Source organism: Arthrobacter sp. KN11-1C (assembly GCF_052180225.1).
GTDB lineage: Bacteria > Actinomycetota > Actinomycetes > Actinomycetales > Micrococcaceae > Arthrobacter.
The window spans coordinates 3,679,411-3,702,916 of the sequence record NZ_CP197467.1 but is presented as its reverse complement, the minus strand read 5'-3'; the positions used below and the strand labels follow the sequence as shown (position 1 = coordinate 3,702,916).

Annotated in this window: 22 protein-coding genes and 2 pseudogenes; 20 read left to right on the top strand and 4 right to left on the bottom strand. The window is 62.1% G+C overall.

Annotation, left to right across the window (positions count from 1 at the left end; all coding sequences use genetic code 11):
• The first annotated feature begins 7 nt into the window (after positions 1–7).
• From ACSBOX_RS17270 to ACSBOX_RS17230, 9 genes and pseudogenes are all read left to right on the top strand, one after another.
• Positions 8–466, top strand: coding sequence for a flagellar hook assembly protein FlgD (locus ACSBOX_RS17270; protein ID WP_442543549.1), 459 nt, complete (start codon positions 8–10; stop codon positions 464–466).
• Between the two features lie 43 nt (positions 467–509).
• Complete coding sequence (locus tag ACSBOX_RS17265; RefSeq protein WP_442543548.1) at positions 510–1,682, top strand: flagellar hook protein FlgE; 1,173 nt, start codon at positions 510–512, stop codon at positions 1,680–1,682.
• A 199-nt stretch (positions 1,683–1,881) separates the two neighbouring features.
• Positions 1,882–2,046: pseudogene (locus ACSBOX_RS17260) on the top strand (hypothetical protein); the annotation flags it as partial.
• Between the two features lie 111 nt (positions 2,047–2,157).
• The gene (locus tag ACSBOX_RS17255; protein WP_442546058.1) at positions 2,158–2,715 is read left to right on the top strand and encodes a DeoR/GlpR family DNA-binding transcription regulator; all 558 of its coding nucleotides are present in this window, start codon (positions 2,158–2,160) and stop codon (positions 2,713–2,715) included.
• Positions 2,716–3,169: 454 nt separating this feature from the next.
• The gene (locus tag ACSBOX_RS17250) at positions 3,170–4,705 is read left to right on the top strand and encodes an amino acid permease (protein ID WP_442543547.1); all 1,536 of its coding nucleotides are present in this window, start codon (positions 3,170–3,172) and stop codon (positions 4,703–4,705) included.
• A complete protein-coding gene (locus tag ACSBOX_RS17245; protein WP_442543546.1) occupies positions 4,702–6,117 on the top strand; it encodes an FGGY family carbohydrate kinase in 1,416 nt (471 codons plus the stop codon). Before ACSBOX_RS17250 ends, ACSBOX_RS17245 begins: the two co-directional genes overlap by 4 nt.
• A gap of 17 nt (positions 6,118–6,134) precedes the next feature.
• Positions 6,135–7,583 carry an NAD(P)/FAD-dependent oxidoreductase gene (locus ACSBOX_RS17240; protein ID WP_442543545.1) on the top strand — a complete coding sequence of 483 codons (1,449 nt, stop codon included), beginning with the start codon at positions 6,135–6,137 and terminating at the stop codon, positions 7,581–7,583.
• Complete coding sequence (locus ACSBOX_RS17235) at positions 7,580–8,836, top strand: NAD(P)/FAD-dependent oxidoreductase (protein ID WP_442543544.1); 1,257 nt, start codon at positions 7,580–7,582, stop codon at positions 8,834–8,836. Before ACSBOX_RS17240 ends, ACSBOX_RS17235 begins: the two co-directional genes overlap by 4 nt.
• A gap of 95 nt (positions 8,837–8,931) precedes the next feature.
• Positions 8,932–9,318 carry a RidA family protein gene (locus ACSBOX_RS17230; protein ID WP_442543543.1) on the top strand — a complete coding sequence of 129 codons (387 nt, stop codon included), beginning with the start codon at positions 8,932–8,934 and terminating at the stop codon, positions 9,316–9,318.
• 711 nt (positions 9,319–10,029) lie between these two features.
• On the opposite strand, the gene ACSBOX_RS17225 is transcribed toward ACSBOX_RS17230, so the two are convergent.
• Positions 10,030–10,347: a helix-turn-helix domain-containing protein gene (locus tag ACSBOX_RS17225; protein WP_442543542.1), complete on the bottom strand. Its 318-nt coding sequence runs from the start codon at positions 10,345–10,347 to the stop codon at positions 10,030–10,032.
• Positions 10,348–10,448: 101 nt separating this feature from the next.
• Between ACSBOX_RS17225 and ACSBOX_RS17220 the strand changes: the two genes are divergently transcribed.
• The 3 genes from ACSBOX_RS17220 (at position 10,449) to ACSBOX_RS17210 (ending at position 12,637) form a co-directional block, all read left to right on the top strand.
• A complete protein-coding gene (locus ACSBOX_RS17220) occupies positions 10,449–11,123 on the top strand; it encodes a hypothetical protein (RefSeq protein WP_442543541.1) in 675 nt (224 codons plus the stop codon).
• A 55-nt stretch (positions 11,124–11,178) separates the two neighbouring features.
• On the top strand, positions 11,179–11,607 hold the full coding sequence (locus ACSBOX_RS17215) for a VOC family protein (protein WP_442543540.1): 429 nt from the start codon (positions 11,179–11,181) through the stop codon (positions 11,605–11,607).
• 385 nt (positions 11,608–11,992) lie between these two features.
• Positions 11,993–12,637, top strand: a complete 645-nt coding sequence (locus tag ACSBOX_RS17210; RefSeq protein ID WP_442543539.1) for an NADPH-dependent F420 reductase — start codon at positions 11,993–11,995, stop codon at positions 12,635–12,637.
• A gap of 248 nt (positions 12,638–12,885) precedes the next feature.
• Here ACSBOX_RS17210 and ACSBOX_RS17205 read toward each other — a convergent pair whose 3' ends face one another.
• Positions 12,886–13,428: a DeoR/GlpR family DNA-binding transcription regulator gene (locus ACSBOX_RS17205; protein WP_442546057.1), complete on the bottom strand. Its 543-nt coding sequence runs from the start codon at positions 13,426–13,428 to the stop codon at positions 12,886–12,888.
• A 108-nt stretch (positions 13,429–13,536) separates the two neighbouring features.
• Positions 13,537–13,653: pseudogene (locus tag ACSBOX_RS17200) on the bottom strand (DeoR family transcriptional regulator); the annotation flags it as partial.
• A gap of 396 nt (positions 13,654–14,049) precedes the next feature.
• Here ACSBOX_RS17200 and ACSBOX_RS17195 point away from each other — a divergent pair.
• From ACSBOX_RS17195 to ilvC, 8 genes are read left to right on the top strand one after another with little or no spacing between them, the layout of a single operon-like run.
• Entirely contained in the window at positions 14,050–15,150 is a 1,101-nt protein-coding gene (locus tag ACSBOX_RS17195) for an ABC transporter substrate-binding protein (RefSeq protein ID WP_442543538.1), read from the top strand.
• Complete coding sequence (locus ACSBOX_RS17190) at positions 15,150–16,244, top strand: ABC transporter ATP-binding protein (RefSeq protein WP_442543537.1); 1,095 nt, start codon at positions 15,150–15,152, stop codon at positions 16,242–16,244. The genes ACSBOX_RS17195 and ACSBOX_RS17190 overlap by 1 nt, the downstream gene beginning before the upstream one ends.
• Before the next feature lie 33 nt (positions 16,245–16,277).
• Entirely contained in the window at positions 16,278–16,967 is a 690-nt protein-coding gene (locus tag ACSBOX_RS17185) for an RraA family protein (protein WP_442543536.1), read from the top strand.
• Positions 16,957–17,871, top strand: a complete 915-nt coding sequence (locus ACSBOX_RS17180; protein WP_442543535.1) for an ABC transporter permease — start codon at positions 16,957–16,959, stop codon at positions 17,869–17,871. The genes ACSBOX_RS17185 and ACSBOX_RS17180 overlap by 11 nt, the downstream gene beginning before the upstream one ends.
• The gene (locus tag ACSBOX_RS17175) at positions 17,868–18,665 is read left to right on the top strand and encodes an ABC transporter permease (RefSeq protein WP_442543534.1); all 798 of its coding nucleotides are present in this window, start codon (positions 17,868–17,870) and stop codon (positions 18,663–18,665) included. Before ACSBOX_RS17180 ends, ACSBOX_RS17175 begins: the two co-directional genes overlap by 4 nt.
• Before the next feature lie 26 nt (positions 18,666–18,691).
• The gene (locus ACSBOX_RS17170; protein ID WP_442543533.1) at positions 18,692–19,498 is read left to right on the top strand and encodes a carbon-nitrogen hydrolase family protein; all 807 of its coding nucleotides are present in this window, start codon (positions 18,692–18,694) and stop codon (positions 19,496–19,498) included.
• Positions 19,495–20,409: a creatininase family protein gene (locus ACSBOX_RS17165; RefSeq protein WP_442543532.1), complete on the top strand. Its 915-nt coding sequence runs from the start codon at positions 19,495–19,497 to the stop codon at positions 20,407–20,409. The genes ACSBOX_RS17170 and ACSBOX_RS17165 overlap by 4 nt, the downstream gene beginning before the upstream one ends.
• A gap of 2 nt (positions 20,410–20,411) precedes the next feature.
• Entirely contained in the window at positions 20,412–21,437 is a 1,026-nt protein-coding gene (gene ilvC, locus ACSBOX_RS17160) for a ketol-acid reductoisomerase (protein ID WP_442543531.1), read from the top strand.
• Between the two features lie 783 nt (positions 21,438–22,220).
• Here ilvC and ACSBOX_RS17155 read toward each other — a convergent pair.
• The gene (locus tag ACSBOX_RS17155; protein WP_442543530.1) at positions 22,221–23,444 is read right to left on the bottom strand and encodes a S53 family peptidase; all 1,224 of its coding nucleotides are present in this window, start codon (positions 23,442–23,444) and stop codon (positions 22,221–22,223) included.
• Positions 23,445–23,506 lie beyond the last annotated feature (62 nt).

The window sequence follows — 23,506 nt, the reverse complement described above, 5'->3', positions numbered from 1 at the left end:
GCCAATAGTGACCATCCAAGCCATCGCGGCAAGCAGCGGAGTCCAGCCTGGAAACACCGCGACCGGAACCGCCGCGTCCGCACCCGCGCAGTCAATGGACTCGAACATGTTCATGTCCCTGCTTGTGACACAGCTGAAGAACCAGGATCCTAGCTCACCCATGGATACCAACCAGATGATGAGCCAGACCGTGCAGCTGTCCATGATGGAGAAAATGACGGAACTCACCGCCGACGCCAAGGAGAGCTTTTCGCTCCAGATGCGCAGCGCCGCGGCACAAATCATCGGCCACAACGTCAGCTACACGCTCCCGGACGGGACGAAAGGCTCAGGCGTCGCGAGCTCGGTTTCCTTCGCTGCCGGAACCCCCACGGTGGCGGTCGGCGGAGTGAACGTTCCGCTCGATTCCATCAGCGGGATGACGGCCGCAACGTCGCCCACACCCGCTGCTTCGCCCACCGCCTGACGCTCCACAAGACTCCCCGAACCACCCGAAGAAAGGCAACACCATGCTTCGTTCGCTGTACTCCGGAATTTCCGGCCTTCGTGCCCACCAGGCCATGCTGGACGTCACGGGAAACAACATCGCCAACGTGAATACGGCCGGCTTCAAGGCTTCCTCCACCCAGTTCCAGGACACGCTTTCCCAGATGACCCAGGGCGCGGGCGCCCCGCAGACTGAAACCGGTGGCACCAACCCCGCCCAGATCGGCCTGGGCGTGCGCGTGGCGGGAATCAGCACCAACTTCAGCCAGGGTTCATCGCAGAGCACCGGGCGCGCCACCGACATGATGATCTCCGGTGACGGTTTCTTCATCACCAGCAAGGCCGGCCAGCAGCTCTACACACGCGCCGGCGCCTTCGACATGGACGCGGCCGGCCGGCTCGTGAGTCCCGACGGCGGCATCCTCCAGGGCTGGTCCGCTGCCAACGGCGTCGTGAACCAGGGCGGTCCCATTGGCCCCATCGCCCTCTCGCCCAACACCACGTCGGCGGCCGTCGCCACTACCAAGGCCTCGCTGGACGGAAACCTGCCGTCCGACGCGGCCGTGGGGACCAGCGTGGAGCGCCAAGTCAAGGTCTACGACGCCAACGGCGCCTCCCGCAGCTTGGCGCTCACGTTCAGCCGCTCTGCGGGCGGTTGGGATGTGGCCGGGGCAGATGCCAACGGCGCCGCAGGCAACACGACCCTCACGTTCGCGAACGGTGCGCTGACCTCGGGCGGTGCCATGACCGTCGGCGGCATTACGGTGGACATGTCCACTGTTACCGGCTTTGCCTCCATGAGCACGCTCACGGTCGGCAGCCAGAACGGATCCGAGGCAGGAAATCTGGAGTCCTTCACTCTGGGCGGCGACGGCTCACTCATCGGCTCGTTCAGCAACGGTGCCAAGCAGGTGTTGGCACAGGTGGCCCTTGCCCGCTTCACCAACCCCGGCGGCCTTGAAAAGGCCGGTAGCTCGACATACGTGGCTACCGCCAACTCCGGCGCGGCGCAGTTGGGTGCCCCGGGCGCCGCGGGGCTCGGTACCTTGACTGCGGGGTCCCTCGAAATGTCCAACGTGGACCTCTCCCAGGAATTCACCAACCTGATCGTGGCCCAGCGCGGCTTCCAGGCCAACGCCCGCATCATCACCACCTCGGATGAGGTTCTCCAGGAGCTGACGAACCTGAAGCACTAGTGGCGCTTGCTCGGCTGCGTCACGCCACGCAACTTTTTGGCACCCGGACTCCTCCGGATCCCCGGAATCCCGGGCCCACAGTCCGTTGGGGGCGCTGAAAACCTGCGTGGCGTGACGCTGCCCTTTCACAGGTGCCCGTCTCCCAGAAACTGCTCAAGGCCATCATGTTGGCAAGTTGTGGAAATTGTTGCAAATTCGTATGATACACACAGAATTGCATCCTGCACGAGCGAAGGCGATGGGTAGTCCAATGAAGCAGCCACCCGAGGTCAGGCGCCGAAGAATCCTTGAACTCGTGAGCGAAGGGGAATTCCTTAGACCCGCGGACATTGCATCCATGATGTCTGTCTCCGGAGAAACCGTTCGTAGGGACCTTATGGCCTTGGAGCGGTCAGGGGAGCTCAAGCGCATTCACGGTGGTGCCATGCCTCCTGTCAAGGTGACTGATAGTGAACCCGACAGGGCGAACCGTTCCATGGAAAATCCGCAAGAAAAGGACGAGATCGGCGCCGCAGCCGCCGCACTGATCGGCGACACCGACACGATCTTCCTCGATGTCGGAACCACGGTGGAAGCCGCGGCGAGGGCACTGCCCCCAACATTCCACGGCATCGTCATCACCAATAGCTTGGTGGTGGGATCCATCCTCAGTGACCGTCCGGGTGTTGAGCTGTACGTGCTTGGCGGCCGAGTCCGAGCCGGCGAAATGACCACCTACGGTCCCGATGCCCTTGCCCAAGTTCGAAGCTTCAACGCGAACTGGGCCTTTCTTGGCACCGGGGGAGTGGATGCCCGGGCGGGCCTGACGGACTACTCGTCCGAGGATGTTGCAATCAAGCAACTAATGATTGAGAAGTCCGCGCAGACTTATGTCCTGGCGGTTGGTGACAAGCTTGGACGTATTGCCGTCCGCCATGTCTGCGACCTGGACGAGATCAAAGGGGTCATCACGGACAGCAAGGCAAGTATTGCCAGAATCAACTCCCTGAGGGACGCAGGCATCGAGGTTGTCCAAGGTGGGGCATCCAACTAGTTTCCCGCCGCCGACCTGAGCCAGCTCATATGGGTCGAGTCCCGACCTGCTCCGACAGCCCGGTGACGATACCCCGCACGAAAGTGCGGGGTATCGTCGTTTAATGGGGACGTATCGTGGAATTATGTGGACACGTGTCTAGCCAATTTCTCCTATAGATCCCCGTAAAACCAGGAAAAAACTACACGAGTGTGACGTTCGCAACAATCGCCTCTTGACGTCCGGTTCACGCGGATCCATACTTTTCCTTATGAATCCTCACAAATCCACAAAATGGATGGAAGCGATTCCAACGCACGTGGCTCCCAGCGCCCCATAGGCCTCATCAGGCCGCTGTCATGTCGCCATGAACATGAGGCACCACGGACAACCAATTCCAACGAACCAACCCCCGCGCCCGGCCTGACCCAGCAACGACGCTCCGACGGGCACTCATCGAAGGACATTCGCTCCAATGACACACAACCCTCTACCGGCAGGCAGTATCGTGCCAGGCACGGATACAGACGTTGAAGAGTACGGCTACAAGCAGGAAATGAAGCGCGGAACGGGCAAATTCGCCTCTTTTGCTGTCGCTTTCGCGTTCGTTTCCATCGCCACGGGCATCTTTACTACCTATGGCGCGGTCCTCAACAGCTCCGGGCCGGCGGGCATTTGGACTTGGCCGATCGTCACGGTCGGGCAACTCATGGTCGCTCTGATTTTCGGCTCGTTGGCCGCCCGTATCCCGGTGACCGGCTACTCCTACCAGTGGATGTCGCGACTGGCCAACCCGGTATTGGGCTGGATCATGGGCTGGATCTCCTTCACGTTCCTCGCCATCGTGGTGGTCGCCGTCGACTACACCATCGCTTCAACGGTCCTGCCTGTTCTCCTTGGCTACGAGGGAACCCCTGCGAACGCGTGGCTGATCACCAGCATCGTGCTGGCCTTGCAGGCCCTGTTGGTTGCGTTTTCCACGCGTTGGACCGAGCGGGTGAACAACTTCGCCGTCTCGGCCGAACTCATCGGCATGATCTTGCTCGTCGTGCTGCTCATCGTCGTCGGCGCAGTGGCCAAGGAATTGAACGTGGGCAATCTGTTCTCCACGGGTTCCCTCCCGGCACAGGATTACTTCAGCGTCGGGTCTTTGCTCCACGTAGGGCCGTGGATGATGGGGACTTTGCTGGGCGCGTTCACCATCGTGGGATTCGAATCCGCCGCCAACCTCGCCGAAGAAACCAAAGACCCTGCCAGGGTGGTGCCTCGCGCCATGTGGCAAGCCGTCCTCGCTTCCGGCATCCTGGGCTTCCTCTTCCTTCTGGCCATCACCATGCTGGCCGGCGATCCCGCAACCCTGGCCGGGTCCGCAACTCCCGTTGCCGACGTCATCAACCGCGTTCTCGGACCGGTTGTAGGCACTGCGCTGCTGGTGATGGTCGTCATCGCAATCTTTGCCTGCGGCATGGTGATCCTCATGACCGGAGTCCGGCTCGTGTGGGCAATGTCCCGCGACGACCGCTTCCCGGGCCACGCCCTGTGGCGCAAGGTCTCGCCGCGCTTCGGAACCCCCACGGCGGCAACCGGACTCATGTTCGTCCTGGGTGAGCTGATCCTCGGCCTCTTCGCCTTCCAGACCGACGCTCTTTTCAGCCTCTTTGGTGCCGCCACCCTGCTGCCCGCGGTCATCTATGCGGCTACGGTCCTGCTGTATATCGTCAAGCGCAAGAGTCTTCCCCCGAGCAAGGGATTCACTTTGGGCAAGTTCGAGGTACCCGTCATCATCCTCGCCGCCGTGTGGCTGATCTTCATGCTGTCTGTTTTCAGGGATGCATCCTTCATCAACTCCTGGTTGTACGTGGCCATCATGGTGGCAATCGGTGCTGTTTACCTGGTCTTCCTGCTCATCCGACGTGGAGGTCCGTCCGGACTCGCCATGCCCGATCTGCACTCGATCGATGCCGAGCTGGACGCCGACGCCAAACATTCCGAAAGGGCGCAGGGCAAGTGACCACCGTTCTATCCATCGACCAGGGCACGTCCGGAACCAAAGCCGTCGTCGTGTCTGAAGACGGCAAAGTCCTGGGCTTGGCCGAACAAGCAGTCCGGCCGCACTACCTGCCGGGCAGCGGCGTCGAACAGGACCCGCAGGAACTGCTCGATTCCGTCCTCCAGACCGGAAGGGCCGCCGTTGCCCAGTCCGGTGCTTTGATCGATATCGTCACGATCGCCAACCAAGGGGAAACCGTCCTGGCCTGGGACCCGGCGACCGGGAAGCCGCTCTCCAACATGATCGTGTGGCAGGACCGGCGCGCCGAAAGCATCTGCGCCGGCCTCGCGGACCATCGGGACGTATTCGCAAGCCGCACCGGACTGGTCCTGGACCCGTACTTCTCCGCTCCCAAGCAGGCGTGGATCCGGAAAAACGTCACCCGGGACGGTGTTGTCACCACCTCCGACAGCTGGCTCATCCACCATTTGACCGGGGAATTCGTCACCGACGTCAGCACGGCCAGCCGGTCCCTGGCGACCAGCCTGGACAGCACGGAGTGGGACCAGGAACTGCTGGATTTGTTCGAACTTGGCGATGAAAAGCTCCCCAGGATTCTGCCGTCCGACGCGATCGCGGGCTCAACGAGTGCATTCGGCGGGCTCATGGCCGTCGGCGGGCTCATTGTGGATCAGCAGGCGGCCCTCCTGGCCGAGAATTGCCTCGAAGCCGGCGAAGCGAAGTGTACCTTCGGCACGGGGGCTTTCCTGCTGGCGAACACCGGAACGTCGGCAACACGCTCGACGGCCGGACTCGCCGCATCGGTCGCCTGGACCGTCAAAGACAAGCCCACCTACTGCTTTGACGGACAGGTGTACACCGCGGCGTCCGCGGTCAGGTGGCTCCAGGGAATGGGCTTCATCAAGTCGGCTTCCGAGCTCGACGTCGTAGCCGCCGCCGATTCCGGCGGCGTGCTCAGCGTCCCCGCTTTCGCGGGCCTGGCCGCACCATGGTGGAGTCCGGAAGCCAAAGCCTCCCTCACGGGAATGACATTGTCCACCGGGCCGGAACACATCGTGCTCGCCGTCCTGCAGGGTATCGCCGCGCAAGTCGCTGAGCTGGGCTCCCTCGTCGCTTCAGACATCGGCCATCCGCTCCAGCGGCTGCGGGCCGACGGCGGGCTGACGCAGAGCCGTGTTTTGATGCAGGCCGTTGCCGATCTTATGCAGATAGAGATCGACGTGTACCCGTCCCAGCACGCGACGCCCCTGGGCGCGGCTGCCCTGGCCAGAGTGGCCCTTGAACCATCCCTCCCTCTTCAGGACGCCGTCGTTCCCTGGAGCCCCAGCACTGTCTATGAACCGAAGTGGTCTGCAGACCAAGCAGCCGAGTTCCGCGCGCGGTGGGCAACCGCCGTCGAGGCAACCCGGTGACGAAGGAGAATACCCGAATGAGCAACACCGAGAACAAAACCTACGATGTCGCCGTGATCGGCGCCGGCATTGTGGGCTCAGCCATAGCACGGAAGCTGGCCGGATACCGGCTCAGCGTCGTGCTCCTCGACGCGCGCGAAGACGTGGGGGACGGCACGAGCAAGGCCAATACGGCGATCCTGCACACCGGATTCGACGCCAAGCCCGGAACCCTTGAATCGAAGATGGTGCACGAGGGGTACCACTTGCTCTCGGAGTACGCCAAGCAGACGGGAATTCCTGTCGAACACACCGGCGCCATCTTGGTCGCGTGGGATGACGAGCAGCGCGACGCCCTGCCCGGCCTGAAGGTCAAGGCCGAGCAAAACGGATACGCCAAGACCGAAATCATCGACGCCGCGGAAATCTACCGGCTCCTGCCTCACTTGGGCGAGGGCGCCCTGGCCGGGCTCTCCGTCCCGGACGAGTCCATCATCTGCACCTGGACCACCAACCTTGCCCTGGCCACCGACGCTGTCCAGCGCGGAACGGAGCTCCTGCTCCGACGCCGCGTCGCCAGCATCGACAGGGTCGACGGCGTCACACACCTTTACACCAGCATCGACCGGATCAGCGCCCGCTGGGTCATCAACGCCGCCGGGCTGGGCGGGGATACGATCGATCAGCTCTTCGGCTATGACCGCATCCACCTGACCCCCCGACGCGGCGAGCTGCTGGTGTACGACAAGCAGGCGCGGCCCCTCGTGGACAAGATCGTTTTGCCCGTGCCGACGGCACTGGGCAAGGGTGTGCTGGTCAGCCCCACCATTTACGGCAATGTGATGCTAGGCCCCACCGCCGAAGACCTCAAGGACCGCACCGACACGGGCACGTCCGAGAGCGGCTTCGCCTTCCTGAAAGGCAAGGGCGAGAAGATTATGCCCAAACTCCTCGAAGAAGAGGTAACGGCCACATATGCCGGACTCCGCGCAGCGAGCGATTACCCGGACTACCTGATCGAGGTCGACACGGAACAGCAATACGTGATCGCCGGCGGCATCCGCTCCACCGGCCTGACCTCCGGTATCGCCGTGGCCGAGTACGTCGACGAACTCCTCAGGGCAACAGGCGCCATTGAGCTGGTGGAGCAGGACAACTTGCCCGAACCACCACACATGCCCAACATCGGCGAAGCTTTCCTCCGCCCTTACCAAGACGCAGCGAGAATCGCGGAAGATCCTGCCTACGGGAAGATCGTGTGCTTCTGTGAACGTGTCACCGCCGGTGAAATCCGCGACACCTTCAGTTCTCCCATCCCGCCGTGCACCCTGGACGGGCTGCGCCGCCGGACCCGCGCCCAGAACGGCCGGTGCCAGGGATTCTTCTGCGGCGCGGAAGTAAGCGAGCTGCTCGAATCCCGCGGTCAGAGTGCCAACGCCCCAGTCAATCCGAAAGCAAAAGCTACCAGCGTGGAGGTCACCAAGTGAGCACCAACGGCACGGTCCTGACCCCGACCGTCCTGATCATCGGCGCCGGACCGTCCGGCCTCCGCGCCGCAGCCGAACTGGCTCCGCGCGTGAGCGGCGAAGTCCTCGTCCTCGAACGGGAAAGTGCCGCCGGCGGCATCCCGCGGCACAGCGACCATCCCGGCTACGGAATCCGTGACATGGGCAAGTTCATTGACGGGCCCAAATACGCCCGTATTCTGCGGGAGCAGGCAACAGCTGCCGGTGCAAGAATCATCACCAACGCCACCGTCACCGACTGGGCAGGAGAGCGTTCCGTCAACGTCACGATGCCCGACGGGCGGGTGCGCGTCGACGCGAAGGTGGTCATTCTCGCCACCGGCGCCAGGGAACGGCCCCGTCCCGCCCGGCTCATTCCAGGTGACCGCGGCAAAGGCATCTACACCACAGGGCACCTGCAGAACATCATTCACCTCAAGCACGGCAAGGTCGGCAAACGGGCCGTCATCGTCGGTGCCGAGTTAGTCAGTTGGTCGGCCGCTATGACCCTGAAACACGTCAAGTGCAAGTCGGTACTGATGACCACTGAATACCCTAAGGCGGATGCTTACCGGCTATTCAGCGGACCCGGAAAGCTGTTCTTCGGCACCAAAGTAGCCACACGCACAAGGGTTACCCGGATCATCGGAAAACCGAACGTCCAAGGCGTGGAGATCGAAAACATCGACACCGGTCAACGACGGATCGTCGATTGCGACACCGTCATCCTCACCGGCGACTGGATCCCAGACAATGAACTCGCCCGGGCCGCCGACGTCGACATCGACCCCGTCAGCAAATCACCACTGGTGGACGCCGCCCTGCGGACGAACAAAGCCGGCATCTTTGCCATCGGCAACATGCTGCACCCCGTGGATACCGCCGATGTCGCGGCACTCGACGGCGCTGCCGTAGCCGATCACGTTGTCAACTACCTCCGGGGCGACCGGCCGGCGGGAGCACCGCTCAGCCTGACGGCCGACGCTCCATTCAGGTGGGTAGCGCCCGCCCTGCTGCGCCAACACGACCCGGCGCCGCCCCGCCGTCGTCTTCTGCTCTGGAGCGATACCTACGTCCCGTTCCCCGAAGTAGTACTGCGCCAAAACGGCGCAGTCATCGCCCGGAAGCGGCTTTGGTGGCCCGCAGCGCCGGGCCGGGTTTTCCGTGTCCCGTCCAGCATGCTCAGCCAGATCAACTGGAACGACGGCGCCGTCACCATCAGCCTCGCTAAATAGCCACCGGCTCTTGCCGGCGCTGTGCCCCGCTCGTGGGGGCACGGCTCGACCATGCCCGGCACCCGCCGCGCAACCTTTCTATCAGGAGAAACAGAATGACCCAGCGCCAGAACATCTCATCCGGATCCGCCCGCGAACCGATCCTCGGTTACTCCCGCGCGGTCCGCGTCGGAAACCAGATCGTCGTAGCCGGAACCACGGCCGGCTCCAGCAACGGGGCGGTCGGCGGAAATAGTGCCGCCGCCCAGGCCCGCGAAATATTCGACCGCATCGAGACCGCCCTCATCCAGGCCGGCGGATCATTCGCGGACGTCGTGCGCACCAGGGTCTACCTGACCAACATTGCAGACTTCGACGCCGTCGGAGCCGTCCACGGCCAAATCTTCGGCGACATCCGACCCGTCACAGCTGTGGTTGAGGTCGGCGCCCTCGCCGCCGACGACCTTCTGGTCGAAATCGAAGCCGACGCCATCCTGCAGTAACACTCGCCAAAGAAAAGAGGCGGTGACCGCCACTCTTCTACCGTTTATGGTGTCCTGACCAGGGAGACGCGAAGACTTCCCTGGTCAGGAGTCGCCTATTTGGTCACCTCAGTCGGTGCTCCTCCGCAATCTCGGCTTGGTTGAGGCCTTGTCGCCGAAGACGCGCGACCAGATCGCCAGCAACAGGAACATAGGGTCGCGCGGACTAGCCTGCCGATACCGATGAACTTCAAGGACGTACCGGCGAGGCGGAGGAAGGCGGCCGGGTTCGGGAGCCGGTTCGGCTTCACCGCGGGTCTCGACGGTAATCTTTGTTGTGGACCGCCGGGCGTGAGGGCTGGTTCGGTGAAGCGGTCAGCGCCACACACCTTTCGGTGGCGCACTGTGCTCAGGGCGCTCCCGTCCTTGATGGAACGATCGAGGTTTCCGATTCCGACAGAGGGACCCAGTCCGCTGCTCCGCTTCTTCAGCAGGGCAAACGGTGTGTTGCCTTCGTGTTCCAGCGCGTAATCATCCAGCCCCGCCGCGATGCAACGGACGTGCTCCCGGGCATGGTGCTCACGAGTTCCCCGCCAGGCTATCCATTGCTGTTTCCAGCATGCGCCGGGCGTCTTCCACGAGTGCCGCCGCAGGCAGCCGTTTCGCCAGGAGCGCACCAAGATGCCCGACGCCGACGCCTGTCCCCTCCAGGCTTTCCTCGTCGGAGGCCCGCTACGGACCGTAAACGGGCATGGGGGGCTTGGCTAGTTCCTGCTGACGCCACTGACCGGGAGGAAGCCCGACGTGCCGTCGGAAGGTCGCCGCGAATGCGTTTGGTGAGCTATATCCAGTACGGCGCGCGATCTGATCGAGCGTCAGTTCACCGGCAAGCAGGTAGTCGCGAGCTAGCGTCAGCCGCCAGTCCGTTAGATATTGCATCGGTGTTTGTCCAAGTGCGCGTTCGAAATTGCGCGCAAACGACGGACGCGACATCGCGCTGAGCGCGGCCAGTTCGGGAACGGTCCAGGGGTTTGCAGGCATCTCGTGCATGGACCGAAGGGCCGGGCCCAATCGAGGGTCAGCTGCGGCATGATACCAGCGTGGAGCAGCCGGGCCTTGGTCGTAGGACCTTCGCATGGCAAGCCGGTACCGTGGGCGTTTACCTCGTTGCCCCGGTGATGCGCACCGATTTTGCTGCCAACGTTGCGAACTTCCTCGATCAGGCCGAAGTCGCCGGCGTCCAGCACGTAACGTTCCTGAGCGCCTACGGCATGGAGCATGCATCAGAAGCAGTGGCCACTCGCGCCGTGGAGCTCGACCTGATGGGCCGGTCCGGGCTGACGCACACCTTGCTGCGCCCCGCGTGGTTCATGCAGAACTTTAGTGCAACCTTCCTCAAGCCGATCGATGGGGCGATAGTCGTGCCCACTGGCAATGGCTCTGAATCGTTCGTCGACGCCGAGGACATCGCCGCGGTCGCGGCGACGACGCTCGCCGAACCGGTCGCCCACGCAGGGGCCGCCTACAGCCTGACCGGGCCCGAGGCGCTGACAGTCGCCGAAGCAGCCGGGATCATCGGCGAGGCCGCGGGACAGACAATCACCCACGTCGACATCGACCGAGACAGCTGGATTGATGGTGTCTTGGCGAGCGGAGTCCCAACCGAATATGGCGCCGTGCTGCGCCAGCTGACCACAACCATGGCGAGCGGCAACGGGTCGCGACCCGAAGACGTCATTAAGAATGTGACTGGCCGGCCGCCGCGTACCTTCCGGGAATTCGCTACTCGAAGCGCTAGCGCATGGCAGCCGCAACGGGTCGATTAGCCGCAGCCACACGCGCATCCGACTTCACGAGAAACCGCACGCAAGGACAACATTCATGATCGACCACGTTTACGTCTCAGTTACTAACATCGAGCGTTCCCTCGCCTTCTACGCTGCAGCACTGAAACCGCTTGGGTGGAGACCTTTGGGCAACTATGAGGCATCGGCGGGACCCGAGGACGTCCCGGATCTGCACGGCGTCGGCGACGCTGCATACGGCGGCGTGGAAGCAGTTGGATCGAGCATCTGGCTGCGTCAACGCAAGATCGGGGAGAGCGGCCTCTACCTCGGAATCGTGTGCGACACGAACGAGGCCGTTGATGATGCCTATAGTGCTGCAATGAGTGCCGGCGGTATCAATGAGGGCAGACCGGCCTACCGCACCTATTTCGCCCCCGGCTACTACGCAGCGAACGTGGCGGACTTCGATGGAAATCGTCTGGAGTTCGTGCGCAAGTCCGGGAATCCAGTACGAAGCGGTTAAGGGCCAGCAATGATCTACAACTCGAACGATCAGCGCGCTCGACTCAAATAGCTCGACTCAAACAGCGGGGCTCCAACGTCGGAGTCTCCCACTCCTCGCCTGAGGGCGGGACCTACAGACGGACTGTGAGACACGGAGGGAGCGATGCCAGAATCACTGCGTCGCCGGCGGAAACGCGCGCGAATCCAGTCAGCTTGTGGACCACCCGCATTGCATTCGATAGCCTTCCCGGGCCTCCCACATTTTGCGCCGATAAGCGCCTATGTCGCCCGCTAGCAGCGGGTCGTACCATCGGAACCGGGCACCTTGGCGTGAGCGGCTTGCCCAAACTCACGACAACAGACCATTAAACCAAGGAGCCCATCATCATCATCTGGAGGTTGACGTGACAACTGCAATCATTGGAACCGGTAACATCGGGTCCCGGGTCGCCCGGAACCTTGTCCAAGGCGGCGAGCCAGTTGTTTTGGCAGCCCGGGATCAATCCCATGCTGAAGCGTTGGCCGCTGAGCTGGGTGCGCTGGCGAGTTCAGCGAGCGTCGCCGACGCCGTGTCACAGGCTGACGCCGTCGTGATGGCCGTGTGGCTGGATACCGAGAAGGAACTCGTTTCCCAATTGTCAGCGGCACTGGTCGGCAAAGTCGTGTTCGACCCGACCAATCCGATCGGGCCTGACGGCCAGGGCGGATATACCACTACGCTGCCGGAGGGCCAATCAGCAGCCTCGATCGTGGCAGGCCTGCTCCCTGACGGCGCCCATTTCGTGAAGGCCTTCGGCACGTTGGGTGCCGACGCGCTGGGGTCGGCAGCCAACCGGCCGGACGAGCGGGCTGTCCTGTTCTACGCAACCGACGACGACGCGGGGGCCGAAACCGCGGAGCGGCTCATCAGTGCTGCTGGCTTTGATCCGGTCAAGGCCGGGGGAATCGATGCGGCCGGCAGATTGGAGCTGATGCGAGGCGATCTTCACCAGAATGGCGGCCTTGGTGGAAGGCTTTTGAACGCAGACGAGGCGCGCGCCGCCCTCTAGTGGAGGACGGGGGCTGTCAACACCTCAGCGAAGCCTTTAGCGGCCATCGGGGTACCGGGCGTGCCGACGCGAACGCTGAGCCTATGTGAGTTCGCCTGGGCTCTGGGCGCCAACGGCATCCAGAGAATGCTGATTCGCCGAAGGGGCAGGTGGGTGACCCGTTGAAGATGCCTGCGGGCAGTGCCGGCGGTCGCTCGTTTCAGTCTCAATCAAAATGGAACCTTATTGAAGATGTTTCATGTGGTGAGTTAGGCGATGATTGTTACTCCGCCGCTCTTTTCGAGTGCTTCACGGATGGTGGCTGGTGGTTCGGAGTCGGTGATTAGCCCGGTGAGCTCTTGGAGGCCGGCGACTCGATGGCGTGCTACCCGTCCGAATTTTGATGAGTCCGCCAAGACGTACGAGACGGCAGAGTTTTGAATGATGACTTTCCGGGCCGCTGCTTCCTCAAGGTAGTAGTCGGTTAGTCCTGCTGCTGCGTCGATTCCACCGGATCCAAGGAAAGCGATGTCCGGGTGCAGATCTCTGAAGAAGTTTTGGGCGTTGGAGTTGGAGAGCGCCATGTCTCCGCCCCGAAGCCGGCCCCCGGCCACGTGGACCACCACGTTTGGATGATTCGAAAGTTCGATGGCGACAAGCAGCGAATTGGTCGCCACTGTGCCGCGAAAATCGCTGGGGATTGCCCTCGCTACGCTAAGGGCGGTTGTTCCGACATCCAGGACTATGAATTGCCCCGGCTCTAGCAGCGAGGCAGCTGCTTGGCCGATTCTTTCCTTCGCCTCGCTTGCCACGTTGGCGCGTTCCGCAAATGGCGGTTCTTCCCCAGGGGGCAGTGGCAAGGGGGATGTCGCACCCCCGTGGACTCGCGATAGCAGGCCGCGTTTCTCCAACACTGCAAGATCCCGACGAATCGTCTCGTGGGACACAGACAACGACTGGGCCAGATCCTCCGTGCTAACTACTCCGGTGCCATGGAGTTTGTAGACGATCCGACGATGTCTTTCAGCGACCAGCATCGTTGCCCGTTTCCGAGGGTTTCCGTGGGTTCATGTCAATCAGTATGTCGGCGGCAATCGTGTCCCGCAAGCCCGAAACGCCCACATTTTGACTACTAATGACCGATTTCGTGGACTCTGGCTAAATTTCCCGTGCGAAACTCCGCATCGCCCCGATGGCGGATTCTAGCTCTGTTGGCAAGATGCGGTCGGTCGGCCGTGACTTTACTACCGCCGTACTTTCCCGTATTTCCCCTGCAAACATGCGAAGCGACTGCGACTTTTGAGGCGTGGTCGAAGTCACACGGAGATGTAACCCTTGACACACAGCTATCCACAGTTCCACAATAAGTTCCACAAAATCCCTCGCTTTCGGGCATTTTCAGTCAGAGCAACACTTACCCACAGGAGCACAAATTGACTTCAACCAGATGGCGTCTCGCAAAAGGCGCTGCTTTGCTAGCGCTGCCAGCCCTGGCACTTACGGCCTGCGGCGGATCAGCACCCGCCCAGTCGGCGAACGGAGACGATGTTTCCGGTGAGCTCGTGTTCAGCATTTATCCGGGCGTGTTCCAGGACAATTACGTCAAGTCCGTTGTGGAGCCATTTGAGAAGCTTCACCCGAACCTGAAGATCTCGTTTGTCCAGGCTCGCACCAGCGCAGAGTCTCTCGCGGCGCTTCGCGCCGACAAGAACAACCCCAGCGTCGATGTTTCCCTCCTCGATCTGGCGGTGGCCCGCACGGCCAACGCCGAAGGCATCTTCCAGGCGCTGGACCCGGCAGCCGTTCCCAACCTGAAAGACCTCGATCCGAAAGCCCGCATCAACGGAGACTTCGGTGCCGGCGTCACGTTCGACAGCGTCGCGCTGATGTACAACACCAAGACCGTGAAGACCGCGCCCGAGTCGTGGAACGCCCTGTGGGAGGATCCGGCAGCAGACGGCAAGACGGCCATCATCGGACCTCCTGATTTGACCAGCACAGTGGGGCTCACCGTCATCACGACCCAGATGGAGGGCGGCGATTACAAGAAGTCGGTCGATCAGGGCATTGCCAAGCTGGCCAAACTTTCATCCCGGGTCGAGACGTGGAATCCGCAGCCTGACCCCTACACGATGGTTCAGAACGGCAGCGCGTCGTATGGGGTGGGCTGGAATGCCCGCGCGCAGCTCTTTGCCGACCAGTCCAACGGTGCCATGAAGGCTGTCCTGCCCAAGGAAGGGACCGTCCTGCAGGTCAACACCCTCAACCAGGTGAAGGGGTCGCCGAATCCCAAGGCCGCGGCTGCGTTCATCAACTACGCTCTTGGCACCGAAGCTCAGGGCAGCTTCGCCAAACTCATGGCCTATGCCCCAACCAACACAAAGGTCCAGCTCTCGGCCGACCTCCTTGCGAAGATTCCTACCGCTGACCCCGCCAAATCCTCCCGTGTCATTCCTCTTGACTGGGATGTCGTGGTCAAGCAGCGCGATTCCTGGGCCACCCGGCTCAAGACCGAAGTTGTGGCGGCAAAGTAATGACTTCTACAAACCATGACGCCCGGGCGGGCTACCTGAGCATCAGCGCCCTGACAAAGAAGTACAAGAACACCCCCGTGGCCGCCGTCGACCGCGTGTCGCTCAAAGTCGAGGAGGGCGACTTCCTCGCTCTCCTTGGACCGTCCGGATGCGGCAAAACAACAACTCTGCGCATGATTGCCGGGCTTATTGACCCGACATCGGGTTCCATTCACGTACAGGGCAAGGACATCACCAAGACGCCGGTGCACAAGCGCTCCATCGGCATGGTCTTTCAAAACTATGCGCTGTTTCCTCACCTCGACGTGAAGTCGAACGTCGCCTACGGGCTGAAGATGAGGCATATCCCGAAGACGGAAATCGTCGTTCGGGTGCAGAACGTGCTCGATCTGGTCAGGCTGGGACATCTGGCCGACAGGAGGGTGACCGCACTGTCCGGCGGCCAGCAACAGCGCGTCGCGCTGGCCCGGGCAATTGTCGTAAATCCCCAGCTGTTCCTGATGGATGAGCCGTTGTCCAACCTTGACGCCAAGCTCCGGGACGCCATGCGCACAGAGATCCGGAGCATTCAACGCAAGATGGGCATCACCTCGGTTTTCGTGACCCACGACCAGGACGAGGCGCTGACCATGGCGGACAAGATCGCCGTCATGTCCGAGGGTGTACTGGAGCAGTTCGGCACGCCGAGCGACATCTTCGAACGTCCCGCCACGCGTTTCGTCGCCGAGTTCGTGGGCCAGGCCAATCTGATTGACAGCGTCCGAGTATCCAGTAGTGCCGGGCGGCACCTGATTGAGGTGCCCGGAGCAGGCCACCTCAGCGTACCCCGCATCTCCGGAGAGACCGCCGGCACTTCCACGGCGATGATCCGGCCGCACCAGCTAAAGGCACGCAGCGCCTCGGATTCACCTGACGGCATCAGGGGAGACGTGCGTTCGGCGACCTATTTCGGCGACACCATCCAGTATGAAATCCAGACCGGACAAAACCTCCTGAAGGTCCAGATGCGGGCCGACGGCTCGCCGACCCTCGCGGTCGGTTCGGAGGCCGCAGTGACGGCAGCTACGGACAACGTCCACTTCATCGCCGCCTGACAACGGCCCCGAGAACAGAGCAAGGAAATCCCCATGCCAATCATCGAACACCCGAACGGCGCGCAAATCACCCCCGAGCTGAGGTCCAAATTAGCGCGGGCCAGTTACCCAACCCTTGGCCACTTCCACGAACGCGGTTTCGTGGAACCCGAAATCCGATCGCACCTTCCCGGCAGCAAGATTCTGGGACGGGCAGTAACTGTCCAGATCCCGGGGCTGGATTCATCCCTCATGCACAGGGCAGTAGCCCTGCTTGAACCAGGCGACGTACTGGTCGTCTCCACAGGCGGTGACCGCCGCCACGCCCCGGTCGGGGAGGTCGTCGCCCACGCGGTCAAAGTCGCGGGAGGGTCCGCCATCGTCATTGACGGAGTCATGACTGATCTCAACGAAGTCGCCCGTATTGGCCTCCCTGTCTTCGCCCGAGGTACAAGCGTGCTCACGACGAAGTTGCTCGGCGTGAACCAAGGCGGGGTCAACGTCCCGGTCAGCATTGGCGGCGTGGCAGTCTGCGCCGGCGACATCATCCTCGCTGACGACAACGGAGTGCTTGCACTCCCGGCATCGGATGCCGAAATCATCATCGACGAGGCACTCGAATCCGATGCCAAAGAGAACATCCTCATCCGCAAGCTGGACGAGGGAACTCCTCTCCCGGATGTGACAATCGCCAACCGGGTCCTGTTCCCGCACCTCGGAGTGGTTGCAGACCATGTCCACTAAGGAACTGAACAGGCCCGTCGCGGCTGCGCAGGAGAAGCCCCGCCGCGTGCTGGCCCCGATCTGGTCGACAACCTTGAAGCTCGCCCCCGGCCTGCTTCTCATCGGTGTCATCTTCGGGGTCCCGCTCGCTTGGTTGCTGAGAATGTCCTTCAACCAATCCGAGGCCGGAGGCATCATTCATGACGCCTTTGCGTTTGATTCCTACGCCGGATTCTTCAACAGCACGTTCAACCTGGGCCTGATCGGACGAACTCTGTACCTTGGCGTCGCGGTGACAGCCGGGGCCTTAATCCTTGGATTCCCGCTTGCGCTCTTTCTTCTCCGCACGCAATCCCGGTGGAAGAGCGCCCTTCTGCTGCTTGCCCTGGCTCCGCTTCTGACCAGCGCAGTGGTCCGGACCTTCGGCTGGATGGCTATTCTCGGGGACCAAGGCATCGTCAACGAAGTACTTTTGGGGACCGGCGTTATCTCCGAACCGATCAAGCTCGCGAACAACGAGGTAGGGGTCATCATCGCCCTCGTTGAGATCCTCATGCCTTACATGATCCTCAGCGTTGTCACGGGTTCTTCCAGGCTCAACGACACGGCAATGGAGGCATCGGCGACATTGGGGGGAAGCCCTGTCCGCACCTTCTTCCGTGTGGTCCTGCCCCTCACCTTGCCCGGGATCCTCACGGGATGCCTGCTGGTGTTCGTCCTGACCATCAGTTCCTTCGTGACCCCGGCGCTCGTTGGTGGGGGAAGGGTATTTACCATGGCCACCGAGATCTTTGATCAGGCCGTGAACTCATTGAACTGGCCGCTGGCGGCCGCTATTTCCTTCATCCTCATGGCCCTGTTTGCCGGCGTGCTGGTGGGTTACCAGCGCATCATGAACCGCTTGGATTGGAGCCGTTCCTCATGACAACAAGTGTCCTTGGCCGGTGGCCTGTCCGCCTCGGTGTCATACTGCTGTACCTGTTTCTGCTTGCCCCGATCATCATCACGGTCATCATTTCGTTCTCCGCCGACGATTTCCTTCAATTTCCTCCCAGCGGATGGAGCCTGAAGTGGTACCAGGCCCTGTTCGCCAACGGCGGAGGCTTCGCAAGTGCCCTGCAAGTCAGCGTCCTGGTCGCCACGGGCTCGTCCGTCCTTTCGGCCGCGGTTTCCATACCGGCCGCGGTGGCCCTGTCACGCGGCAAGTTCCGCGGACGCCAGGCTGTTGAAAGCATCTTCCTGGCACCACTGCTCGTCCCCGCGATCGTCGTCGGGCTCGGCCTGTTGCTCGTCTTCAGTCCGCTGGGACTCAAGGGAACGTACCAGGGCCTGATTCTTGCCAACGCAGGCCTGGTCATCCCGTACGTTATCCGGACTACGTTGCTGAGCCTGACGACGATGGACGCACGGTGCGAAGAAGCAGCCCAAACGCTGGGAGCGTCGCCCGCCGTCGTCTTTCGCACGGTGACACTGCCCCTGATACTGCCCGGAGTGTTGTCGGGATTTGTCCTGGCCTTCCTGCTCACCTTCGATGAGGCCGTTGTGAGCCTGTTCCTGGTGTCCAGCAGAGTCAAGACGCTGCCCATCGCAATGTTCGACTACGTACAAACCAGGACCGACCCGCTCCTCGCCGCCGTCTCGACCATGCTGATCGTCTTGAGCATCGTCATCGTGATCGTCGTGGAACGGCTCGTTGGCCTTCGTCGAGTCCTGCGCTAGCGAACCCCTCTTCCGAAAGAATGAACATGTCCCCGAAAGTAGCAGTCGCGCAATTCAGCGCCGGCACCGACAAAGCCCAGAACCGCAAAAACATCGCGGCCCTCATCGCCGAAGCAGCGTCCGAAGGATCCGAACTGGTTGTCCTGCCGGAAAACGCGATGTACAGCCACCCCGATTCGTCAAGCGATCTCTATCCACACTCCGAAGACCTCGACGGCGAATTCTCGCGCTTCCTTCAGGCGGCCGCCCGGACCAACCATCTGTGGGTGGTCGCCGGCATGACCGAAAGCATCCACTCCACACGCAAGGTCCACAACACCGTCCTGGTAGTGAATCCGGACGGAGCGCTGCAGGGTACCTACCGCAAGGTCCACCTCTACGACGCCTTCGGCTACCGGGAGTCCGATTCAGTGCAGGCCGGGGAACTGGACGGACCAACCACTTTCTCCATCGGTGGCACAACCTTCGGGCTCATGACCTGCTACGACCTCAGGTTCCCCGAGTCCGCCCGCAGGCTCGTCGACGTCGGTGCGGAAGTGATCGTGATACCCGCAGCCTGGGTTGCCGGGCCCTTGAAGGAAGAACACTGGTCAACCCTCCTCCGGGCGCGGGCAATTGAAAACACCGTCTATGTAGCCGCTGCCGGACAAACCGGCCCCGTCTGCGTAGGCCGGTCGGTCATCGTGGACCCCGCAGGTGTCGTCAAGGCCGACGCCGGACCGCAGCCCGGACTGGCTACCCATCTGTTGGCGGCAGAGCGGCTCGCGGAAGTGCGAAGAGTGGTTCCCGTCCTCGAACACCGCCGCTTCTTCCTGGAAGGGAACAGCAAATGACTGAACGGACTCCATCGCCTACACGCCTGGTCGCGGAACGCCCCGGCCCGGATGGACCTCGACTGCTCGGGGCAATGAGCTGGACCGAAGCAGGTGAAGCGGCCATGGAGAACCCTGTGGTCCTGCTGCCAATCGGAGCCATTGAACAGCACGGTCCGCACCTCCCGTTGGACGAAGACGCGCTCATCGCCGACTATGTGGCACGGCAAATTTCCTCCGCCACAGGAGCCGTTGTTGCCCCGACGATTCCGTACGGCCACTCACACAACCTTCGAGGCTACGCAGGCACCATCAGCCTTCCTCAAGGATTGTTGACGGACCTTGTGGTTTCCATCGGGTCCGAGCTCGCCCGCCACGGATTCAAGCGACTCGTGTTGGTGGACGGCAACGGCGGAAATCTCGGGGCCACCGCGGAAGCAGCATATATTCTCCGGGACCGGTTCGGTACGCATGTCGGACGGCTTTACCCGTGGGGTCTCGGCTATTCCCTCATGAGGGACGCCTATAAGGACCCCGACAAGGTCTACGGACACGGCGCAGAACCTGAAATGTCGGCCATGATGGAGCTCTTCCCCGACGAAGTCAGACTCGACCGCCTCCCCACGCCCGAACTGATAAAGCTCGGCGGGTGGCAACCATCCAGCTACACCCAGGCCCTCATCCCTCCGAACGACCTGCCCGGAGAAATCTTCTGGGACTTCTCCGAAATCTGCCCGACCGGAGTCACCGGAGACTTCAGCGAATCATCAACCGATATGGGCAAGATCTGGGTGCAGCGTGTTGTCGGTTTCTGCATCGACTACGTACGCGAATACGACCGGAACACCCCAGCCACGAAGGACCCGGTCTCCCCGACTCCATACCCGCCAGCAGCCAGACCCGCCCCGACCACAATCACAGTAGGAAACTGACCATGACTACATTGTTCTACGACGAGGACACCGACCTCTCGATCATCCAAGGCCGCAAAGTGGCAGTCATCGGCTACGGTTCCCAGGGCCACGCCCACGCCTTGAGCCTTCGCGACTCCGGAGTGGACATCCGCGTCGGCCTCAAGGAAAGCTCCAAATCAAAATCCAAGGCTGAAGCGGAAGGACTGAGGGTCCTCACCGTCGCCGATGCCGCTGCCGAGGCGGACGTCATCATGATCCTCGTCCCGGACCAGGTCCAGCGCTTCGTCTACACAGAAGACATTGCGCCGAACCTGAAGGCCGGCGATGCCCTGTTCTTCGCTCATGGTTTCAACATCCGCTACGGCTACATCAAGCCGCCATCCGACGTCGACGTCGCCCTGGTCGCCCCAAAAGGCCCGGGACACATCGTGCGCCGCGAATTCGAAGCCGGCCGCGGCGTGCCCGACCTGATCGCAGTCGAGCAAAACGCTTCCGGCAACGCCCGTGATCTTGCCCTTTCATACGCCAAAGCAATCGGTGGCACCCGCGCGGGAGTCATTGAGACCACATTCGCCGAAGAAACCGAAACTGATCTCTTCGGCGAGCAGGTAGTACTTTGCGGCGGAACGGCCCAACTGATCCAATATGGCTTCGAGACCCTGACCGAGGCCGGCTACAAACCAGAAATCGCCTACTTCGAGGTCTTGCACGAGCTCAAGCTGATCGTTGACCTGATGGTCGAAGGCGGCATCGCCAAACAGCGCTGGAGCGTTTCCGACACCGCCGAGTACGGCGACTATCTCTCCGGCCCCCGCATCATCACGCCAAACGTCAAAGAAAACATGAAGGCCGTTCTCGCCGACATCAAGAACGGCGTATTCGCAACGCGCTTCATCGACGACCAGGACACCGGCGCTCTGGAGTTCGAAGCCTTGCGCAAGAAAGCCGAGTCACACCCGATCGAGGCCACCGGCCGCGAGCTCCGCAGGCTATTCTCCTGGGTCCAAAGCGACGACGACTACACGGAGGGCACCTCAGCGCGCTGACCCCCATGACTGGAACCGGTGGTGAACGGGCGCCTGTTCACCACCGGTTTCAGGTTGCATCATCGCCCCCTAACAGCGAGCTTCGGTTGATCCGCCGGGTATTACGGGAACAATCACTATTTGTCGGCAATCAGACTCAGCGCTATTTGAAGCGCGGCATTAAGGTCCGAGCGGAGGTCCCGGTCCGGGATGCTGGCTGGCAACGAGAGCCCAGCTTCGAGCATTCTGCGGAACCTGGCCCAGCGCCGATGCGATGAGTTCCTGTACTTCCTTCGAGCCGGACCACAAGATGAACTTCCATGCAGCATCTTGCTTATTGGATGTTGGGATTCGGCACGAGACTGCGGCTCAGGTATCGGGAGCACATCACACAGAGCGAGTGTCGTCGCTCAGGACGGCCGGCGCGTCACAGACGGCAGTGGGGTTGAGCCTACGCAAACGGCGTAGCTGGACCTCTACACTAATCAAGGCTGTCGAACAGGGAGACAACTGGGCCGTGGCGATTGCCGGTCCCGCGATCCGGCCAAGGAGACAGCCTCCGATTCGCTCGACAGAGGAGACACCCGCGCTTTCCGGCAGAAGAGGTGGTGATGCTTGTTCGGCTGCGTCACGCCACGCAACCTTTTGGCACCCGGACTCTTCCGGAACCCCGGAATTCCGGGCCCACAGTCCGTTGGGGGCGCTGAAAACCTGCGTGGCGTGACGCTGCCCTTTCACAGATGCACCAAAAAGGGTGGCCGGACGTCCTGGACGCCGGCCACCCTTCTGGTGATTACTGCATTTTTAGAGTCCGGCGACGCCGTTCGGGGTGCCGACGCCCGTGGGGCCGTCCCATCCGGTGCCGGAGAGGCACCATTGGCTTGTGGAGCAAGTGCCCGTCGAACCCGAGGCGACGTCATTGAATTGCCCCGAGTTTGTGTACGGGAGGGAGTTGGCCAGCGCCGAGGAGTTGCCGGTGTTCCCGGAAAGCGCATACATGGCCGCGATCAGGGGCGAGGAGAGGCTAGTGCCTCCGTACTGGGCCCATGACGAGGTGGTGCTGCTGCTCGGTGCGTACACTGCCAGACCGGTCTGCGGATCCGCGACGGCGGACACGTCCGCCGAGGCGCGCTTGCTGCAGCCGGTGCCGAACGTGGCAGCCGCAGGCAACGCGGCGTTGACACTTGAGCATCCCGATCCAGAGCCGGACCAGGCAGATTCGCCCCACCCGCGTGAACTGGAGTTCTTGACCAGCGAGGTGCCTCCCACCGCGGTGACGTAGCTCGAGGAAGCAGGGTAGGACGAACCGGTGTACCCGTTGTCACCTGTTGACGCTGTCACAGCGATGCCCGGGTGGTTGTAGTACGCACTGTAGCTGGAGTCCGCCGAATCCCCGCCGCCGTAGCTGTTGGAGATCGCCGCGACGCCGGGCTGCTTGGCGGCCGTTGAAACGGCTGTGCCAAGATCGGTGAGGCCGGCTGTCGTCGCCTGTACCACCAGGATCTTGCAGTCCGGACAAGCTGCCGAGATGGCGTCGACGTCGAGTGAGGTTTCGTCAGCCCACCCGGAATTGAACCTCGGAAGCCTGTTGCCGCCGTTTTGGTCCATGATCGTCAGGCAGCCGTTGCTGACCGTGCATGCCGGAAGGCCGAACTGTGAGCGGTAAACGCCGAGATCGCGTTCAAGATTCGGATAACCGTACGCATCCACGACGGCGACCGTTCGGCCACCGGACTGGAGGCCCGTGATGTTGTAGGCGCTCTGTATATCCGCAGGGGTCTTGCCGGTGGCGGGTGGCGTGCTCGAAGCAGGCTTGGCCTGTCCTCCATGCGCTTGGCCCGCGGCCGTTGAATCATCGACGTACTTGAGCGCAAAACACGAGGCGGAGCCGGCTGGGACATCGGCGCAGGCCTTCTCCGCATGCCAATTGGCTGACGGAGATGGTTGGGCAACTGCCGCCGGTGCTGTCGCTGAGACCGCACTCAGCAACAGCAACAACGCCCCGGAAACGCTAAGAATCTTCTTCACGAATTCTCCCTGAGGATCAATGAGACCCGAGTTGACAGAATAGTCAACTCGCGTGACAAGCT